Genomic DNA, 16,398 nt, shown 5'->3' with positions numbered 1-16,398 from the left:
TCCTCGCAAATATCTTTGTTTTATTATTATATATAGGTTTTCTTTACAAAAAGGAAAAATAAATTAATCTGTTAAACCCAATAATATTGCCAGATTATCCTTAGCTTTGAGAGAATGGGGTGCATTCTTAGGCATGAAAATAAATACCCCCGGGGTCATTTCAATCTCTTCATCAACAAGTGTAAAGGTACCTGTTCCACTTAAAACTTGTACAATCCCCGCCTTAGTTGAAGTATGTGTGTCTATATTTGTCCCAGCAGATAGACACATCAATGTATAGTTGTATGTTTTGGACAATGCCAATACAGTACTAAAAATGCCCTCTTTTGGAAACTGCATAGTTTTGTTCAAATCTTTCCAAAATCCTTTCTCCATTATATCCATTCCTCCTTTATTACATCTCCTTTGATCCCAACTACTATTAATTTTATCGGAATCTTTCGAGTTGCACTATCTAAAGCCTTCTTGGCTATTTGAAGAAGACCAGAGCAACACGGGACTTCCATTACTAAAACTGTTAATGTGTTAATCTTTGCCTCATCTATCATCTTTTTTATTTTCTCTACATAGACATCTCTATTTGAATCAAGTTTTGGGCATGCTATTACTAATGTCTTACCCTTAAGGAAATCTTTGTGAAAATCACCTATCGAGAAGGCTGTACAATCTGCGGCAAGTAAAACATCCTTGCCAAGAAAATAAGGTGCATTTGGTGAGACCAGATGAAGTTGAATTGGCCATTGTCTAAGTTGAGAGGACCTCTTTCCTGTCTCATTTACTTTATTTTCTTCTTTTGAGAATTCCATAATTTTTGAACCTGGACAAGATGTCCTATGTAGATGACTTTCTTCCTTAATAGGATTTTCTATACCTTTCTCTTCAAGGAAATCTTTTGCCTGTTTTAGATATTTATCTGCACCGTGATCCTTTAAGTGCTGAAGATGAGCCTTGATAGTATTTTTTCCATGTTTTACTATATTCTGCATTACTTTTCTTTCATCGTATTCTTCAGCTTCTCTTTCTTCAACAAATATAGCACCTTCTGGACAGTTTCCAATGCAGGCTCCAAGTCCATCACAAAATAGATCACTAACTAATCTCGCTTTGCCATCTATTATTTGAAGCGCTCCTTCAGGGCAATTGGGAACACAAATCCCACATCCATTGCATTTTTCCTCATTAATATTGATTATTTCTCTCTTTACCATTTTAACACCAATATCTTTTCTATACTAAGTATATAATAGATACTTATATAAACTAGTAAGTTTCTGGTTTGATACCATGATCGACTGCACTATTTTCAAAACACTTGATATTGTGGGCAAAAAATGGTCTCTTCTAATTTTATTAGAGTTATATAGAGGTGAGACTAAAGATAAGAGATTTAATGAATTAAAAAGGGGTTTAAGAGGAATAACGCCTAAAATTCTCTCATTACGGCTTTCTGAACTAGAAGATCAAGGACTTATCAAAAAAAATATAGATAATTCTAAAGTACCAATAAAATGTGAGTATTCTCTAACTGAAAGTGGAGAAGATTTTATCCACATAATTCAAGAAATTAAAGATTGGGGCCTTAAATGGAAATTTGATAATCCTGAGTGTTCAGCTACATATTGTAAACAGTGCCAGTTGGCCCTTGAATAAATAATACTGATCCTTAAGATTATCATCTCATAGCAATATATATTTTACGTTGAATAATCTTATAATACATTAGTTAGATTAGTTATTGTTGGATTAATATGAAGAAAAAAGTTCTTTTTGTTTGCACACATAATTCAGCTAGATCACAAATGGCTGAAGGCCTATTGAATAATATTTGTGAGAACGCCTTTGAGGCATATAGTGCAGGCTCGGCACCTACTAGGATAAATCCATTCTCCATTGAAGCTTTGAAAGAAATAGGAATTGACATATCCTCTCATTATTCAAAAAGTACTGAAGATTTTATGAACATGCAATTTGATTACGTGATTACAGTTTGTGATAATGCTAAAGAAACATGCCCATTTTTTCCTGGTGCGAAAAATTACATGCACAAAAGATTTGAAGACCCTTCCAGTGTAGAAGGAACAAATGAAGATAAATTAAATGCTTTTAGGAAATCTAGAGACGAAATAAAGCGATGGATAATAGAATTCTTTTGTAATAATTCCTAGATTAGTTTAAAAGTTAAAAAGACTAAAATTTAAAGTCTCCACGTCTAGCATGAAATCCTAAATAAGATTGAAGTCTTCAAAAATTATATTTCTTGGTTTAACGCCCAGTTTGATAAATTGATCTGCAAGTTCCATCATCATTTCATTGGGGCCACATATAAAAATTAATTTATTAGTGATTTTCTCTTTGGCACCTGATAATTGAATTATATCTTGTGCAGAAAGTCTTCCGAGATCGTTTGAGGCCCATATCCTATATCGGATGTTATTTTTATTTTTGATAATTTCTTTTATTTCCTTATCGTAGATTGCATTCGTTTCATCTTTACAGGACCATAGAAAATCAATCTTATTATTTTTTGGTAAATCTTTATATTTTAACATACTAAGAAAAGGAGTTACTCCTATCCCGCCTGCAATCCATATCATATCCTTTTTTTCAAAAAGAGATTTCTCGCCAAATCTACCATACGGCCCGTATAAATATACCTTATCCCCAACATTTACTTTTGGTAGATGATAAGAAGTAAAATCTCCTGATTTTTTTGCCGAGATTCTAATCAACTCATCATTCGTAGAACTTGATATAGAAAATGGAAATATTTCAAATGATTTTTCAAGATTTAAAAACTTGATAAAGATAAATTGACCAGGATTAAAATTCATTTTTTTGCCAAGTGTTTCAAATTTAATTTCAGTTATATCCCCCATGATCTTGACATCTTTAACTTCGGCCCTTACTTTAGGGCCAATTAATTGATAGAAAAATAGCATATAGAAATATGAAATAATTCCGACTAATGAGAACATAAGAATCCATATTCTAAGTACTGGATATTGAATTATATCTCGCCCTGCAACTAATGCATGCCAGGTAGCGAATATTAGAACGATTCCCATAAACTTGTGTGTGAGGTGCCAGATTTTGTAAGGTAGCCTTATTACAAGAGTAAATACCAAAAGAATAACAAGGAGGATAAAAGAAACAATCCCATACGTATAAGGAATATTCAATCCAGGGACAATGTATATTGATATTAAATTCAGGTTGGGAAAGACTCTGATAATTAAAAAAAGAGGGTGCAGTAGTATCACAATCATTGTAATCTGCCCTAAAAAGTGATGAGCTTTGTAGACTTTATCGAGGCCCCCAAAAAATGATTCCATGAAATGCCATCTTAGGGATAAAAAAATTGTTAAAGATAATAAACATATTCCAATCAATGCCGATACTTTAGCAATAACTAATAAGAATTGAAAATTCCCACCCATCCTGTTGAAGAGCCATATTAAAAAAGTGATTAATCCAAAGAAAAATATAATCCCAAGACTCTTATACCCAAATTGATTTCGATTGATTTTGTTAAGTAATCCTAATGGAACTATTTTCTTTATATTGATTCTTGAATTTTTTCTACTCATGCTAACACTGTTATGATATCTTTATTTATTAGTAGAAACATTCATTATAAAATTAACGTGAATATTATCCTTATAATTTTGTATACATTAGTAATTTAAACGAATTAATTAAGATTTGACCTATGCATTATCACATCATACTGACAACGAAATGCAATTCACAGTGCAGATACTGTTACGAAAAATCAATGAATGATTTTGATGCAGATATTGAACAAAAAGTCACTCTTGATTTATCTGCACCTGAATCTAGCGAAATCGATGTGAATGCTCTTAAGAAATTTATTAATAAGGATAAAAATCCTGTAATTATCTTCTATGGAGGGGAACCTCTCCTCCAAATAAATAAAATCAAGGAAATCATTGATAATATTGATGTGCCTTTTAGAATGCAGACGAACGGAAAGCTTTTGGACAAACTTCCGATAGAATATCTAGATAAAATTGGTAGGATTTTAGTTTCTATTGATGGCGATAAAGAGAGAACTGATTCGAATAGAGGTAAAGGAACTTACAACTTAGTAATGAAGAATATTTCAGAAATAGAAGAAAAAGGTTATTCTGGAGAGATTATTGGCAGGATGACTTTAAACCCAGAATCACCAGATATTTTTGAACAAGTCTTACATTTGATTGATAGTGGCTTTTCATCCGTCCATTGGCAGATAGATGCAGGCTTTTACGCATATGATTATGATAAAGAAAAATTTAGTTTATTTGTAAAAGAATACAACAGTTCTATCACAAAGCTTATCGATTATTGGGTAAGTCAGATGAGGACTCAAAAAGTCCTAAAACTTTATCCATTCATTGGAATAGTTGAGAGCCTTCTCAAAGGCGAGAAAACATTTCTAAGATGTGGTGCAGGCCATAGTGGGTATGCTATACGCACAGATGGAAAATTGGTGGCTTGCCCAATCATGACTTGGATTCAAGATTTTGTTTGTGGTGATTTAGATTCTGACCCCACAGAATTAAAAAAATTTCCAATGGCAGAAAGATGCAAGAATTGTGAGATTAAGAATATTTGTGGCGGGAGATGCCTCTACTGGCAGCACCTAAAATTATGGCCAGAAGATGGAAATGCATTAATATGTAATACAATTAAACATCTTGTAATAGAGCTAAAAAATAAAATGCCTGAAATTAAAGAACTTATTGACAAAGAGCTAATCAGCTACAAAGACTTTGAATATGAAAAATATTTTGGGCCTGAAATAATACCATAATCCGTTCTATTTTTTGAAATTACTAAGAATTATTCTCCGAAAGATACTTAAATACCATAATCAAAGTGTAGTTGGAGATTTTATGGACTTATCAATTTTGTTAATACTTGGAGTTGTAGTTGTTATAGCAATTGGTCTTATTGGGATATTTGTTGGCATCTACAACAGATTTTTTGCATTGAAGAATTCAGCTGAAGCAACTCTTGGGCAGATAAGAGTCGCCCTAAAAAAGCGTCTTGATATGATTGACCAGCTATTGGGTGCTGTAAAGAGTTACGCAAAGTTTGAGAAAGAAACATTGGAGAATATTACAAAATACCGTGCAAGTATTGGAAGCGCTTCTCCTGAGGCAATAAGTGAAATTGATCGTCAAAGTGCGGGCATATTGGGAAGACTTATTGCAGTAGCAGAAAACTATCCAGATCTTAAAACTTCAACTACAGTAGTTAACCTAATGGAATCAGTAAAAACTGTAGAAGATGAAATTGCAAGACAAAGGTATACCTACAATAACATAGCCCAACAGTTTAACACTATGCTTGATACAATACCCTCAAACATAGTTGGAAGAATCATCGGACTCATAAAACTAGAATACCTTAAATTTGAAGAGGCTATTGAAACAAGGCCAAAAATTGAGTTTTAGAAGATGGAAATATGGCTGAATCAAAACAGATTACAGTACTAGTGCTAGTTACGCTTTTGATAGGCGCAACTGCACTATTGCTACTGCCTAAAGGCCCAATCATTTTTGAGGGCGACCTCGTAGTGGATAACTATGAGGTTACTTTTCTTTCAGATGGCACTTTATCTGAGAGATATACATACGAAGTAAAAAATTCTGGGCAGTATAGGATGCTTTTCAGATACTGGGATGACATGCTTTCATTTGAAAGACTTGGAAGGTCCTATATTGAATTTGTAAACGTAAAGTATCCTTCTGGAACTATCGGTTATGCTAAAGATTACAAAGGTGATGTGAGATTATTTGGAGATGAATCCCACAGTTATACCATAGACTCTTTGGCGTATACAAATGAAGTGGGCGCATACAATCCTTCATACTTTAATAAAGGCAAGTATGAGATAGAATACACTTACATCCTTCACCCACCTATTCAATACGATAGTGAAGTCAGTCATTTGAATCTAAAACTCCAGAGAGAACATATACCAATAAAAAATTTTAAGATAATGATTGCAAAAGAAAGTATAGTAAAAGTCTATCCACATCCACCTAATTTAAAAGTTTCAGAAGATCAAAACTATATTATTATTACTGGAACTTCTCCAGAGAATGAACTTTTAGAAATCGAACTTCTCTTAAAGCCAGAATATATTAATACCATAAACGGTTTCCCAGAAAATATAAGTGGAGTTAGACAGAAAACAGAAATGGCTAATTTACTCTATACTGTACCATTTTATGCGGCAAAGTTTCTTTACGCCTTAACAAGTCTACTGCTTATAATAGTTCCATTCATATTCTTATATATTTATTACAGACGTGGAAAAGAAAAAAGCTTTACAGTGCCGGAATTTTTGAGCTTTGTTCCTAACGATAAATTGAAACCTTGGGTAGTCAATCTTCTGTTTAAAGGTGAGGCAAATACTTTTGATATGAATGCTTTCTACGCAACACTTTTGGACCTTCATAAAAGACATAAAATTGAGATAAAAGAGAAGGAGAATCCAAAATATATCACAATTAAACTCAAAGATAAAACTGACCTAGATCATTTTGAAACTAAGGTAATTGAGTTTATTGAAAAAGTAGGGTCTGATGGAGTTGTTGATACTGAAACAATATCCTCCCTAGCTAAGAGTGCAAGAAAGGATGTTATGAACCAAAAAACTATGTTAAGCTATCAATCATCCCTAAACGGCATTACAAATGTGAAATCTACTGACAGAATGATTATTAAAAACTATATAGTTGAGGGAAGAACTAGACCTCTCCCAGTATTGCTTTTTGGGATACTCTTTGTAGTCATTTCTATTATTATGCTCATATTCATACCTTTTGCAACTAATGCATCAAGTTCTCTTATTGCTTCCATAATAATTGTTATCCAATCTATAATCGCTATGGCATTTCCAACAACACTATTTGGGTTATGGAAAAATGACAGCTATAAAGAAAAACTTGAATGGGATGCTTTTACTAAGTTCTTATCCGACCTCGCATTGATGAGAAAATATTCTCCAGATGATATCCTCATGTGGGGAGAATGGCTTGTATATGGAACTGCACTTGGAGTAGGGGATAAAGTAGAAGCTGCAATGAAAGCTCTGAATGTAAACATACAAGACGTAAATGTAGTTCCTTACCATGCGATAAATAGGTCTTTTATTCCAATTTCATCCTACGCGCCCCCCAGCAGTGGCGGTGGCGGTAGTGGAGGATTTGGAGGCGGAGGCGGATTTGGTGGTGGCGGTGGCTTCGGTGGAGGCGGCGTTGGAGGTCGTTAAATCTATTAAAATAAAATTTTTTTATAATTAAGAAAATTAGAATATATTTAATAAAATGAAATAATAACTATTTTAGCTAAATAGATCATCTATTCCATATTTAGCCCAGTCGATGCTTCGCCCAAAGCTTTCTCCGCCGCCCACTCTTTTCCTTCTTGCGTCTCTCTCAAACGGTTGTAGTTCTATGTCTCCATCTGCAGCTCTTCCAGATATGAACGGTGATTTTACTCCAGTCATGATGAGCATTACTCTCATCGAATCTTTTAGACCTTCGTCAACTCTTGCACCCCAAATAATCTTTGCTTCAGGATCCATAATTGAGTTAACAATTTCTCCGACTCTGTTGGCCTCGTTTAAGGTCATATTGCTACCGCCTGAAACGTGAACAAGTGCACCTTTTGCATTCTTATAGTCAACATCCAATAGTTTGCAGGTCATTGCTTCGTGGACTGCTTCCTCAACTCTATTCTTCGTATTAGATTCACCGACTCCGATTACAGCAACTCCACCATCTTGCATGATTGTTCTTACATCAGCATAATCTAAGTTAACAAGACTTGGTTGTGTAATAGTCTCTGTGATTCCTTTAACCATCTCGGCAAGAACTTCGTCAGATACGCTAAATGCATAGTCAATTGGCATGTTCGGAACAAGTTGAAGTAGCTTATTGTTATCTAGTGTGATAACTGTATCTGCATATCGCCTAAAGGCTTCAAGTCCTTGAATTGCCTTTTCAAATCTGTGAGATCCTTCCATTCTAAAAGGTAAGGTTACTACCCCCACAACTAACGCGCCACATTCTTTAGCAACTTCAGCAACTACCGGGGCACTCCCCGTTCCTGTTCCGCCTCCCATACCTGCAGAGACGAAAACTAAATTTGCGTCTTTAAAAAGATCTTTTAATTTATGCCTATCCTCTTGAGCGGCTTCCCAGCCAATGCTAGGGTCTCCCCCTGCTCCAAGACCTTTTGTAAGCTCTTTTCCAATAACAAACTTTTTGTCAGCTTGAATATTTTCTAAGTGCTGCCTATCGGTATTCAAGGCAATTGTTTCGGCGCCCATTACTCCTCCGAGCATTGAAAGTCTATTTATTGTATTATTGCCTGCACCGCCACATCCTGCACATATTATCCTAGCGTGCCCAATGCCTTCTAATTCCGCTGCAGTTTCTTCAAAGTTATTAGTTTGAGTATATCTTGAAGCATTTTCCAAGATGCCTTTCATATAAAACCCCCAATTATATAAATTATTTTTTATTATTTACTTTATTTTTCCAGATATGCCTTCATTTCTAAGTGATCTAAACCCACCAAGTTCGTTCTTTAGCATGTCTCTGATCGCTGATCTTATGGCTTCACTCTTATTAGGGAAGTATCCATAATTAACCAACTCGTCCAACCCGTTCATATATGCTTCTGGTATTTGTACTGATATGAGTTTCATTAGTGTCCCTCTAGCATCTGTATAATACTTAGGAGATATATCTATATAAGAGTTTCGGTTATCCAGATATCTCTTATAACCTATCTGGGTATCTTCCTGATGTGTTTCTTGTATTATCCTTATACCCCCATAATATTATTCAGATATTATATGGACACTTCATATCTATTGTCTGGATACTTCAATAGTGGTATTGTAATATCGCTCACGGATTATCATTATGGATAATCATTGTCTTTCATGTGGGTTATCCAGTAAATACTAATTTTGTTAACTACTATATATAGTTTTCGGTTAATAATGATAAACAATACTTCTTTTAGATTTCCATAAAGTATTACCAATTATAAACTTTATTAACAATGCACAACGATAATTTTTTAAGAAAAGAGAAGATAGTATAATCATGTTACTGGTATTTGAATCCCAAATTCAAGATGCACAAAAACTAATTGAAATATTAAAGAAAAATGGGGCAGATGCTATTTTTGACGTAAGTAAAGTATATGGAGTCAATCATATAACTATGGCTTTGTACCAGACAACTCAAGCATTTAAGAATAAATCAAACTTTGCTGACGATTTTTCACTTGAGTATTTGATCAGACTATCTGGAGAAAAACAGATATCTAAAGCTTTAACGTTTGGTATAAAAAATGGATTTAATAAGATAGGAATTATATTGAATGAAGAAAAAAAAGAGAAGATTATCCAGATTTTAGGCCAGCCCGTTCCCCTCGGAAAATATGATAAAGATTTCATAATAGAGTATTTTGAAATAACGGATATCAATAATAGAATAGAAACTGAAAAAAAGATATTTGAAAAGATTGCATTACTTAACACAAAATATTAAATTAATGCCATATATTATTTAATATATTGGTATCCATTCGTTACTACTATTTTTTAACATAAAGGTTACGAAACTTGCAAAAATTACAATAAGTTTTTTAAATTGACTTTTGTTTTTATCACTGTGAACCCTGAAGAAATCATGGATATTCTTTTTGTTTTAATTAACGAGGTATCAGTCATGGTTACTGTAATAGCCGTGGTTGTGAGTTCCGTTAATCATTTTAAAGAAGTTGTTATAGATAAAAGATTTACATATAAGAATCAGATTGTTATGATACTCATATTTGGTTCTTTTTCAATATTTGGGAACTATTCAGGGATAGAACTTCCTTCTGGCGCTATAGCAAATATAAGGGATATAGGGCCATTAGTTGCAGGTTTAGTAGGTGGACCAGTTATTGGTCTTGGCGCAGGATTAATAGGTGGGATAAACAGATTCTATGGAGGTGGCTTTACAGCTCTTCCTTGTTCAGTCGCCACCATCTCGGCAGGTCTTATTGGCGGATTAATCTATCAATACAAAAAAAAGGAATTTATTGGGGCATACAAAGCCACAATTATTGCGGCTATAGTAGAGTTATATCACATGGGGATTACATTAATCCTTGCAAAACCTTTTGATTTGGCATTAGAAACTGTAAAAATAGTAATAATACCTATGACACTGTCAAATGCCTTAGGAGTTGCAATATTTTCCATAATAATTGCAGGCATAATTAAGGACAAAAAGAAAATAAAAGAACTTGAAGACGATATGAATATTGTCGCTTCAAAAGAAGAAGACAAAATATGAGTTTAATGGAACAAGGCGGGCCTGATGGGATTTGAACCCACGATCTCAGGGTCCGAAGCCCTGCGCCATATCCACTAGACCACAGGCCCCCTGTAGAATCTCTATATGAGAATTTATAAATATATTCGAAATCCTTAAATATTAATTAAAATAAACCAGTTTAGACTCTTTTAGGAGAGAAAAATAATGGGCAAAAGACGCAAAGTATCAAAACCTTTTAAGTATAAGCCGGTAAGTGTAAAGGATCTTTTAGTTGAGATGAAAGATATCTCTGAACTAATGGTCGACCTAGCCTATTCTTCAATCCTTTTCAAAAATAAGGAAATAGCAGAGGACGTTACCGAACTTGAGAGCAGGATGGATGAGCTAAATTATAGGATAAGAATAACAGCAATGCTAGCCGCTAGAAGCGTTGAAGATGCAGAGAGAATTTCAGCTGTTTTGCAATTTGCCTCTGCCTCCGAAAAAATATCAAATGCAGCTGGAGATTTGTCCAATATTATCTTAAGAGATATGAAAATACATCCAATCGTTTACGAGGCGCTTGAAGACGCTGAAGAACAAATAGAAAAATATGAAGTATCTCCTAAATCAAAACTATCGCACATGACATTAAAAAAGGCAGAACTGGGATCTAAAATAGGAACATATATAATCGCTGTAAAAAGAAAAGATTCCATCAAATATAACCCTTCTAAAGGATTTGTTATTAAAGATGGAGATATACTCATTGCAAGGGGCAGTAATACCGGTCTTGAAATATTAAAGAGTATATGTAGTGGCATAAAAACAAAGTGGTGATATAATGGAAACTGGTATGGCAGATATATTAACGCAGATGAAAAATAATTCAGAATTGATGGTTGCCCTATCATATACTGCCCTTCTATACAATAATAAATACATTGCAGAGGAAGTAATGGAACTTGAAGAGATTGTAGATAAACTGAACTATGAAATGGGTAGAAAAATACTTCAAAAGGCGTCTAAGGTCAGTAATCCTGAAGACCTACTAAGTCTGATTCATATAACTGAAGCAACTGAAGCTATTGCTGACGCAGCTTCTGAAATAGCCGATATTGTAACTAGGGGAATTGATGCTCACCCAATATTTAAAGAGGCAATGAAAGAAACTGATCAGATCATTGCTAGGGTAAAGATATGCTCAGGCTCCATTATTATAGATAAAACTTTCCAAGAAATAAAACTACAAAGTAAGACAGGCATATACATATTTCTCATAAAGAGAGATAAAGACTACATTTACTCCCCAAAGAAAAACTTCAAATTGAACGAAGGGGATATACTCTATGGTATTGGCATGGAAAGTGGTATAGAAAAATTACAAGAACTTGCTAACTGCAAGCTTCAGGCATAATTTTTAGTTTTAATTTCCCAGTTAATCTCATGAATAAGACAGTCAATCCGCCTGCTATAAACAGATAAACCATTAGAATTTCTAGGGATATAGAGCCTAGGATAAACTTAGCAGATTGATATAGGATAAATGAGAATACTGCTGTGAAAAATGTTAGTGCAAGTGTACTCATTACTTCCTTCTTATTTGTAGAGTAAGCTTCTAGAAATCTACCGAACATCGCTATTGCAAAAGCAACGTAAATGAGTTCGATTCTTGATAGAATTGTCGCAATTACTAAAGGTATACTTTGCCAAGTTGGAAATTGAAGGAGATAGTAATAACTCTGCCATACACCAATAATACCTAATAATACAGCAATTAGGTAAAAAACAAATCCTACCCTTTTTGGAGAAAACTCTTTCTTTAAGAAATTGTCAATCCCAAATCCCTTGAAGAACAGATAGATTCCTAGAATAAATAAAAATCCAAACCAACCTATCTGAGGTTTTCCCAATAAAAAAGCTGCGCCAAAAAGAAGGAAGGTTAGTCCAGGCGCCCCTAGTAAAAGCCCTGCAAGTTTTCGGTCTTCCATGACCTCCCTTATATATCTATGAAGAATAAAGTATGTTTCTTCAATTGTTTCACTTTGTTGTATAACTATCCTATCTATGGATATTATCTGCACCTTTGATTGAATGGCCGGTAAGATATTCTCATCTTCACGCCCATCTGTAACAAGAATTACACCTTTTACTTTTATTTTTTTAAGAACATGGTCAAGTTGATCGGATAGCACTATATCAGATTTTACACCAACATCTATATCACCGGTAAGGGCTACGACTTCACAAGGTGTGTCCTCTTTTTTCAATTTTCGAAAGACTTGGATTGCCCTAAAAAGAACATTTGTATCTGATTCTGTAGGATCGGCTATACCAAGTTCCATGGCTGCATTTAGGATGTTTTTTTCTCCTATAATCGGCCCTTGGATACCCGTTTTTACCCCCAGGTCATTATCTCTATCAACTGAGAGCACCAATATTTTCTTTTCAAACATCGGTTTCTACCATCTTCTTTTTGACTGAGTCTAACTTATCTTGCATAGAAGACTTCTTGTCTAATCTATAATCAATCTTTATGTTAGTTATAATTCTTTCTATTCCCATTTCAAATATTAAGTCATGCGAATAATCGATTAACTTGGATATCTCATTCCACTCACCTTCTACAATTGTACCCATAGGTGTGAGTTGATATTTTAATCCACTTTTTTCTATGTTTTTTATAACTACTGCGATATAACGACTAAGAGATGTTCCAACTCCAATAGGGACAAAAGATATTTCCGCTATCAAATATTTCCCCCAGCCTGGAGAATTTTAAGTTCGTCCAAGGTGAGTTTTTCTCCATTTTTAAATTTCTCTAAGATATCCTCACTTTTCTTTGATAGTTCTATTTTCTTTTCTTTTATCTTTTTCTCTTTTTCCTGTTTCTCAGTTTTTCTTGAATTAATTTCTAATCCTTTGATTTTAGCCCTTAGTTCTCTTATTTTGTCGTATAGTTCATCAACATATTTTTTCTTTTCAATATAGTTCTTGTGTGTTGTATCTGCTTCTTTTTTGATATCTTCAGAACTATTGAAATAGTATATCATACGCTCATGATATTTAGTGGATTCATCTGAAAGCTCTAGGACTTTTTTATGGTATTCCTCAGAATTTTTTTTCAACGTATCTAAATCTTTTCGAGAAAAGCGGGCTTCTTTGGAAAGAGCTTCATAATTTTTAGATTCTTTAAGGTCTTTTTTTAAGTCCTTTATGATGTCAACAAGTTGTCGTTCTTTATCCAGTGAAAGAACTTCAGTTTCGAGTTTCCATTCAATATTGTCAATCTTTTTTTCAATCTCTGAAGAGGAAGTAATATCCTTGTTCTTTGTAGCTTCTTTAATTTTATTCAAAGATTCATAAATTACTCTTAGTTTAGAGCTATTTTCTTCACGTAGTGCCTTATATTTTTTTGTTTCCTCGTTAGCTTTATCTCTAAGTTCCTTGTTTTCCTTGCCTTTCTTAATCAGATCAGAAACTTGAGCGTTCTTTTCATCTCTTTTTTGCTTTAAGGCCAAAAGCTCTTTTTTATATGATTCCGCCTCAGATTCCAAAGCCTTTAATTCTTGTGAAATTTTTATAATTTCATCGTCTACTGAACCTTCCAAAGACATACCTCAACTTGTAAATATTAGTATCATTTATAATTATTTTGGTTAAATCAGTTAAGAATATATATTTCATCCCATAATTAGACTTATGTCTCTTATTTTTGGGGCCGGTAAAATAGGATATGCCGTATCTTTAGTACTTAAAAAGAGAGGCAAAGAAGTAGTGGTCATAGATAAAAATATGCAGGCTTTGAGCAGGGCCGAAACTATTGGTTGTAAAACTTATCTATTTGATTTTACTAAATCATTTAACCTTATAGGGGTAAATATTTCAAAATTTAAAGAAATAATTATAACTACTTCAGACCATAAGACCAATATTGAAGCTTTGAAAATTTCAAGAGAGCTCAATAAAGAAGCTTTGATAATTGTTAACGCCCCTAGTTCAGAACATATCTCAGGAATTAAAAAATTAGGGGCAGATTTTGTTGTTACTCCAGATAGATCAATGGCACAAATAATAATAAACCAGCTTGAACTCTCAAATTATTGGAGAAATAAAGACATATTAAGAAAAATACTTGAGAAATCCAAGTCATTAGCAATTGTAATGCATGATAATCCTGACCCAGACGCAATGTCAAGCGCTTATGCCCTTAAAGCAATTGCAGAAAGTTTGAAGGTAAATGTAGATATATATTATGGTGGCGAAATTGGTCACGAAGGAAACAAATTGATGGTTGAACTTTTGAAATGGGATTTCAAGAAGATAGCCGAACATAAGAAATATGTCTTAAGAGAGTATGATAAAATTGCATTAATCGATATGCCAAATCTGTCTAATACGACTATATTCCCATCAGAAATAAAACCAGATATTATAATTGATCATCATTATACTGAAGAAGAAAAAATAAATGCAGAATTCATGGATATAAGGCCTAAAGTTGGTGCAACTGCCACTATTATGACTTCTTATTTGAGAGATTTTGGTATCGAAGTAAATGAGCAATTAGCCACAGGATTAATGTATGGGATTCTTGTTGATACTAATAACTTTAAACGAAATTTTGAGAAGGAAGATACCGAGGCCGTATATTATTTAAAACCCAAGATTAATAAAGAACTTTTGAATATTATTGAAAATCCCAATATTTCTCAAGATACTCTTGATGTTTTGTCTAAGGCGATAAATAACAAGAAGCTTTACGACAAATATGTCATTTCCAATGTTGGATATGTAGGTAATAAGGAATCATTGTCTCAATCTGCAGATCTATTATTGAAACTTGAAGGTATTACCGTATCCATAGTTATTGGGATAATTGAAGATTATGTATACGTATCTGCTAGGTCAAGGGACCAGATTATTGATATCAGCAAGATAATTACAAAGGCTTTTTCTAAAATGGGTTCTGCAGGAGGGCATATGAATTTTGCCGCTGCAAAGATATCTCTTGGGGCTTTTGGTTATAGTGAAGACAAGGATATTTTAGTAAAAATAGTAGGGGATACTATATCGGAGTACTTCTTTAAGACTTTAAAATTAAATAGTAAAGGTTCAATATAAATTGAACCATATCGAAATATATAAATATAGAGCATTATAAGTTTCTATTGGTGATGAAATGAAAAAATCCTTTATGATACTTGGTGCAATTGGGGTAATTGCAATCTTAATTTCAGGATTCTTTATAGGAACTTTTTTTTTAGGACCAAATATATACTCCAAGAGAGTTATTTACGATGAAGGTGTTGCTTACTCTCCAGGCTACGGTGGTGCCCCTCAGACCGATACCTATTCAAAAACTGTTTACCAGAGTTCTACGGAATCAAGTGAATTAAATTCAAATGATCGAAAAGTTGTCAAAAATGGGAATGCAAATATAGAAGTTGAAAACTTTGATTCTTCTATCTCAAAAATTAAAGAACTGGCCAATAAATACGAAGGATACGTAACAAACTCGAATATGTGGATTTCTGATTCAGAAACAAAAAGCGGTAATATTACAATAAAGATACCGGAAAAAAGATTTGAAGAGTTTAGCGATTCTTTAGTTCAAATTGGAAAGATTAAATCCAAAGAAACTTCGGGATACGATGTTACTGAAGAGTATATAGATTTGCAGGCAAGATTAAAAAACTTGAAAAATCAGGAAAAAAGGTACACAGAACTTCTAGATATGGCTAAGGATGTACAAGACGTTCTTGCAATTGAAGTCCAACTTGGGAGAATCAGAGGCGAGATAGAAAGTTATGAGGGAAGATTAAAATATCTCGATAATACAACAACTTTTGGTACATTTTATATAAATCTATATGAACCTGAAAAGATTGTCCATGAGTGGGGCATAAAGAACACATTTGATAGAGCCATAGATGCATTCATAGTTTCAGTTGCTGGAATAATAATATTGGGCGGATTCTTTATACCAATATTAATCCTTCTTGGAATAATATACGTAATAGCAAAATATATCAGGAAAAGAGTAAAAAAATAA

General features: G+C 33.5%; 19 protein-coding genes and 1 tRNA gene. 11 read left to right on the top strand and 9 right to left on the bottom strand.

What is annotated here, in order from left to right; genetic code table 11:
- Positions 1–63: 63 nt before the first annotated feature.
- Positions 64–384 (bottom strand): cupin domain-containing protein, encoded by a 321-nt coding sequence (locus PLI06_06065; GenBank protein HOI77158.1) that lies wholly within the window; start codon positions 382–384, stop codon positions 64–66.
- Entirely contained in the window at positions 375–1,208 is an 834-nt protein-coding gene (locus PLI06_06060; protein HOI77157.1) for a 4Fe-4S binding protein, read from the bottom strand. Before PLI06_06060 ends, PLI06_06065 begins: the two co-directional genes overlap by 10 nt.
- 76 nt (positions 1,209–1,284) lie before the next feature.
- On the opposite strand from PLI06_06060, the gene PLI06_06055 reads away from it, so the two are divergent.
- Together PLI06_06055 and PLI06_06050 are read left to right on the top strand one after the other, a co-directional pair.
- Positions 1,285–1,650, top strand: a complete 366-nt coding sequence (locus PLI06_06055) for a helix-turn-helix domain-containing protein (GenBank protein HOI77156.1) — start codon at positions 1,285–1,287, stop codon at positions 1,648–1,650.
- A 98-nt stretch (positions 1,651–1,748) separates the two neighbouring features.
- Positions 1,749–2,165, top strand: coding sequence for an arsenate reductase ArsC (locus PLI06_06050; protein ID HOI77155.1), 417 nt, complete (start codon positions 1,749–1,751; stop codon positions 2,163–2,165).
- Between the two features lie 57 nt (positions 2,166–2,222).
- On the opposite strand, the gene PLI06_06045 is transcribed toward PLI06_06050, so the two are convergent.
- Positions 2,223–3,587: a ferric reductase-like transmembrane domain-containing protein gene (locus PLI06_06045; protein HOI77154.1), complete on the bottom strand. Its 1,365-nt coding sequence runs from the start codon at positions 3,585–3,587 to the stop codon at positions 2,223–2,225.
- Positions 3,588–3,709: 122 nt separating this feature from the next.
- On the opposite strand from PLI06_06045, the gene PLI06_06040 reads away from it, so the two are divergent.
- The 3 genes from PLI06_06040 to PLI06_06030 all read left to right on the top strand — a co-directional run bounded on the left by PLI06_06040 (position 3,710) and on the right by PLI06_06030 (position 7,288).
- The gene (locus PLI06_06040) at positions 3,710–4,816 is read left to right on the top strand and encodes a TIGR04084 family radical SAM/SPASM domain-containing protein (protein ID HOI77153.1); all 1,107 of its coding nucleotides are present in this window, start codon (positions 3,710–3,712) and stop codon (positions 4,814–4,816) included.
- An 82-nt stretch (positions 4,817–4,898) separates the two neighbouring features.
- Complete coding sequence (locus PLI06_06035; protein ID HOI77152.1) at positions 4,899–5,462, top strand: LemA family protein; 564 nt, start codon at positions 4,899–4,901, stop codon at positions 5,460–5,462.
- Positions 5,463–5,473: 11 nt separating this feature from the next.
- Complete coding sequence (locus tag PLI06_06030; GenBank protein ID HOI77151.1) at positions 5,474–7,288, top strand: DUF2207 domain-containing protein; 1,815 nt, start codon at positions 5,474–5,476, stop codon at positions 7,286–7,288.
- Positions 7,289–7,360: 72 nt separating this feature from the next.
- Here the strand turns inward: PLI06_06030 and ftsZ are convergent, their stop codons facing one another.
- A complete protein-coding gene (gene ftsZ / locus PLI06_06025) occupies positions 7,361–8,512 on the bottom strand; it encodes a cell division protein FtsZ (GenBank protein ID HOI77150.1) in 1,152 nt (383 codons plus the stop codon).
- A 36-nt stretch (positions 8,513–8,548) separates the two neighbouring features.
- Positions 8,549–8,731, bottom strand: coding sequence for a type II toxin-antitoxin system ParD family antitoxin (locus tag PLI06_06020; GenBank protein ID HOI77149.1), 183 nt, complete (start codon positions 8,729–8,731; stop codon positions 8,549–8,551).
- Positions 8,732–9,137: 406 nt separating this feature from the next.
- On the opposite strand from PLI06_06020, the gene cgi121 reads away from it, so the two are divergent.
- Together cgi121 and PLI06_06010 are read left to right on the top strand one after the other, a co-directional pair.
- Positions 9,138–9,587 (top strand): KEOPS complex subunit Cgi121, encoded by a 450-nt coding sequence (gene cgi121 / locus PLI06_06015; GenBank protein HOI77148.1) that lies wholly within the window; start codon positions 9,138–9,140, stop codon positions 9,585–9,587.
- A gap of 123 nt (positions 9,588–9,710) precedes the next feature.
- Positions 9,711–10,382, top strand: a complete 672-nt coding sequence (locus PLI06_06010) for a LytS/YhcK type 5TM receptor domain-containing protein (GenBank protein ID HOI77147.1) — start codon at positions 9,711–9,713, stop codon at positions 10,380–10,382.
- Positions 10,383–10,398: 16 nt separating this feature from the next.
- On the opposite strand, the gene PLI06_06005 is transcribed toward PLI06_06010, so the two are convergent.
- Positions 10,399–10,471: transfer RNA gene (locus PLI06_06005), tRNA-Arg, on the bottom strand.
- A gap of 97 nt (positions 10,472–10,568) precedes the next feature.
- On the opposite strand from PLI06_06005, the gene PLI06_06000 reads away from it, so the two are divergent.
- Together PLI06_06000 and PLI06_05995 are read left to right on the top strand one after the other, a co-directional pair.
- Complete coding sequence (locus PLI06_06000) at positions 10,569–11,183, top strand: PhoU domain-containing protein (protein ID HOI77146.1); 615 nt, start codon at positions 10,569–10,571, stop codon at positions 11,181–11,183.
- Between the two features lie 4 nt (positions 11,184–11,187).
- Positions 11,188–11,760 carry a PhoU domain-containing protein gene (locus PLI06_05995; GenBank protein HOI77145.1) on the top strand — a complete coding sequence of 191 codons (573 nt, stop codon included), beginning with the start codon at positions 11,188–11,190 and terminating at the stop codon, positions 11,758–11,760.
- Here PLI06_05995 and PLI06_05990 read toward each other — a convergent pair.
- Genes PLI06_05990 through PLI06_05980 form a run of 3 tightly spaced genes read right to left on the bottom strand, consistent with a single transcriptional unit; the run spans position 11,738 to position 13,954 of the window.
- Positions 11,738–12,799, bottom strand: a complete 1,062-nt coding sequence (locus PLI06_05990; protein HOI77144.1) for a DUF373 family protein — start codon at positions 12,797–12,799, stop codon at positions 11,738–11,740. The two genes, PLI06_05995 and PLI06_05990, sit on opposite strands and share 23 nt — an antisense overlap.
- On the bottom strand, positions 12,792–13,097 hold the full coding sequence (locus PLI06_05985; protein HOI77143.1) for an MTH1187 family thiamine-binding protein: 306 nt from the start codon (positions 13,095–13,097) through the stop codon (positions 12,792–12,794). The genes PLI06_05990 and PLI06_05985 overlap by 8 nt, the downstream gene beginning before the upstream one ends.
- Positions 13,094–13,954 carry a hypothetical protein gene (locus PLI06_05980; GenBank protein HOI77142.1) on the bottom strand — a complete coding sequence of 287 codons (861 nt, stop codon included), beginning with the start codon at positions 13,952–13,954 and terminating at the stop codon, positions 13,094–13,096. Before PLI06_05980 ends, PLI06_05985 begins: the two co-directional genes overlap by 4 nt.
- 91 nt (positions 13,955–14,045) lie before the next feature.
- Here PLI06_05980 and PLI06_05975 point away from each other — a divergent pair, with 91 nt between their 5' ends.
- Both PLI06_05975 and PLI06_05970 read left to right on the top strand, forming a co-directional pair.
- Complete coding sequence (locus PLI06_05975) at positions 14,046–15,467, top strand: DHH family phosphoesterase (protein HOI77141.1); 1,422 nt, start codon at positions 14,046–14,048, stop codon at positions 15,465–15,467.
- 58 nt (positions 15,468–15,525) lie between these two features.
- Positions 15,526–16,398: a DUF4349 domain-containing protein gene (locus PLI06_05970; GenBank protein ID HOI77140.1), complete on the top strand. Its 873-nt coding sequence runs from the start codon at positions 15,526–15,528 to the stop codon at positions 16,396–16,398.

Source organism: Methanofastidiosum sp. (assembly GCA_035362715.1).
Lineage (GTDB): Archaea > Methanobacteriota_B > Thermococci > Methanofastidiosales > Methanofastidiosaceae > Methanofastidiosum.
Note: the sequence above shows the minus strand (reverse complement) of the source record. Positions and strands in the feature narration are given on the sequence as shown.